Below are 2,581 nucleotides of genomic sequence, written 5' to 3'. Positions count from 1 at the left end.
CGCGCCCCAGCCACTGGCTCCAGGCCGCGATCGCCTCGCGCCAGGAACCGGCGCCATCGCCAGCCGCGGGCGACGCGGGGGCCGCGGCGCCCTGGCGCAATGCGGCGCTCCAGGCGTCCCAGTACTGCCGCGTCATCGCCTCGAAATCGCCGGCGCCACCGCCGCTAGCCTTCATCGCCACTCTCCAGACCTGGCCCGCGATGATAGCAACCCGCTGCGATCAGGGCTTGGGGATGCGTAGCGTCTTGCTGATCATCAGCGAGCCGGACAGCGCGAACAGCAGCGCCAGCGGGTGCAGCAGCCACGGTCCCAACCGCCACTCGCCCCACCACAAGGCGTCGCCGATATGGCCCAGGTGCGCGGCGATCGCCAGCACGATCACCAGGCCCAGGCTGCTCGGGATCGGCGTGCCCTCGAAGTACGGCACCTTGTCGCCGTCGCCGGCGATCTGCTCGGCGGTGACGTTGTAGCGGGCCAGGCGGCTGACCCCGCAGCAGACGAAGAAGCTCAGCACCAGCCAGTCCCAGCCGCCCTGCATGCCGCAGGCGTAGGCCAGCGCCGCCGGGGCCACGCCGAAGGAGATCACGTCGGCGAGCGAGTCCAGCTCGCGGCCCAGGGTCGAGGACGACTTGCGCCAGCGCGCCACCCGCCCGTCCAGCGCGTCGAACACGAATGCCAGCGGGATCAGCGCCATGCCGAACAGCAGGTCGCTGCGGCGGCCGTCCTGCAGGAAGCGCATCGCCGCGAACACCGCGCCGGTGCCGCAGAAGGCGTTGGCGAGGGTGAACCAGTCGGCCAGCTGGAACTCGCGCAGCATGGAGAAGTGGCGTTTCATCGGCATAACGTGGCGGATCCGGCGTGAGCGGCGAGCGACGGCACAGGGTAGCGTGGCGCCGCCGCACTGGCGAGCGGCCGCTGCCAGGCGTCGCGGCGCGCTGCTACGCTGATCGCCCCCCACTCCGCGCAGGTACTCCCCATGCAGACCGTCCTGATCACCGGCGCCGCCAGCGGCATCGGCGCCGGCATCGCCCACGCACTGGCCGCCGACGGCCGCCACATCGTCGTCAGCGACCTCGACCTCGAGGCCGCCGAAACGGTCGCCGCGCAGGTGCGCCAGGCCGGCGGCTCGGCCGAAGCGGTGGCGCTGGACGTGACCAGCGCGGACAGCATCGCCGCGGCGCTGGCGGCCGTCAGCCGGCCGGTGGACGTGCTGGTCAACAACGCCGGGCTGCAGCATGTGGCGCCGCTGCAGGAGTTCCCGATGGACAAGTGGAGCCTGCTGGTGGAGGTGATGCTGACCGGGGTCGCCCGGCTGACCCAGGCGGTGCTGCCGGGCATGCGCGAACGCGGCTTCGGCCGCATCGTCAACATCGGCAGCATCCACTCGCTGGTCGCCAGCCCGTACAAGAGCGCCTACGTCGCCGCCAAGCACGGCCTGGTCGGCTTCTCCAAGGTGATCGCACTGGAGACCGCCGACACCGACATCACCATCAACACGCTCTGCCCCAGCTACGTGAAAACGCCGCTGGTGGACAAGCAGATCGCCGACCAGGCGCGCACCCGCGGCATTTCCGAAGCCGACGTGATCGCCCAGGTGATGCTCAAGCCGATGCCCAAGGGCGTGTTCATCGCCTACGACGAACTGGCGGGCTGTGTGGCGTTCCTGGCCTCGCCGGCGGCGCGCAACATCACCGCGCAGACCATCGCCATCGATGGCGGCTGGACCGCGCAGTAGCGTTGCGGCAAGCGCGCACGTGCGCCTGCTGGATCGTGCGATCGACGCTGGTCAAATTTTCGCCATTGCGGCGGCGGCCGTTGCGGCACAACGCCACCGGCATCTTATCCACAGCGTTCGTGCGCTTTCATCCACACCGGCTGTGGAGAAGCGCGACCGGGACTGATGAGATTTTCGCCACCCGGCAGAATCGGACAGCCATTTCAGCGACTTGCGACGCTTGCCCACAGGCTTGTGCAGCATCGATCCACAGCTACTGTGGACAAGACGGAAGCGGTGTCGCGCGAGCGTTCGACCGAGCGGCGCGCCGGCCCCTCGCCCATCCCCCGACGGGAAGGGCAGAGGCTGTTCCTTCTCCCGACGGGAGAAGGTGGCCCGAAGGGCCGGATGAGGGTACGGGCGGAGCCTGGTGCAACCAAACATCGCGAGACGCTTGGCGCCGCACCCTCGCCCCCCAAACTCCGCGAGTCGCTTTCGCGCCGTACCCTCACCCCAACCCCTCTCCCGGTGGGAGAGGGGCTTTACGGCAGCGCGAGCGCGTCAGACCCGCGAGTAGCGCGAGGACTGCATGCGTCCGTCGCGGTATGGCATGACCCCGTGGAACGGGCGCAGGTCGCCGTCGAATACCAGCAGCAAGAAGAGGCTGCTCCTTCTCCCGTCGGGAGAAGGTGGCCCGAAGGGCCGGATGAGGGTACGGGCGGAGCCTGGTGCAACCAAACATCGCGAGACGCTTGGCGCCGCACCCTCGCCCCCCAAACTCCGCGAGTCGCTTTCGCGGCCTACCCTCACCCCAACCCCTCTCCCGATGGGAGAGGGGCTTAGCGCGTCAGACCCGCGAGTAGCGCC

General features: G+C 69.7%; 2 protein-coding genes and 1 pseudogene. 1 reads left to right on the top strand and 2 read right to left on the bottom strand.

The genetic code is table 11. The annotated features are described in order from the left end of the window. Both D588_RS27385 and D588_RS0119340 read right to left on the bottom strand, forming a co-directional pair. Positions 1-136: pseudogene (locus D588_RS27385) on the bottom strand (class III poly(R)-hydroxyalkanoic acid synthase subunit PhaE); the annotation flags it as partial. A gap of 84 nt (positions 137-220) precedes the next feature. Further along, positions 221-835, bottom strand: coding sequence for a CDP-alcohol phosphatidyltransferase family protein (locus tag D588_RS0119340; RefSeq protein ID WP_017909499.1), 615 nt, complete (start codon positions 833-835; stop codon positions 221-223). 141 nt (positions 836-976) lie between these two features. Between D588_RS0119340 and D588_RS0119335 the strand changes: the two genes are divergently transcribed. After that, the gene (locus tag D588_RS0119335) at positions 977-1,735 is read left to right on the top strand and encodes a 3-hydroxybutyrate dehydrogenase (RefSeq protein WP_017917158.1); all 759 of its coding nucleotides are present in this window, start codon (positions 977-979) and stop codon (positions 1,733-1,735) included. The last annotated feature ends 846 nt before the right edge of the window (positions 1,736-2,581 follow it).

Source organism: Xanthomonas sp. SHU 308, from assembly GCF_000364645.1.
GTDB lineage: Bacteria > Pseudomonadota > Gammaproteobacteria > Xanthomonadales > Xanthomonadaceae > Xanthomonas_A > Xanthomonas_A sontii.
The sequence above is the reverse complement of the archived record's forward strand: the minus strand, read 5'-3'. Positions and strand labels throughout refer to the sequence as shown.

Coding starts and splice junctions, on each gene's coding strand:
- D588_RS0119340 (WP_017909499.1), bottom strand. CDS start 835: ATGAAACGCCACTTCTCCATGCTGCGCGAGTTCCAGCTGGCCGACTGG.
- D588_RS0119335 (WP_017917158.1), top strand. CDS start 977: ATGCAGACCGTCCTGATCACCGGCGCCGCCAGCGGCATCGGCGCCGGC.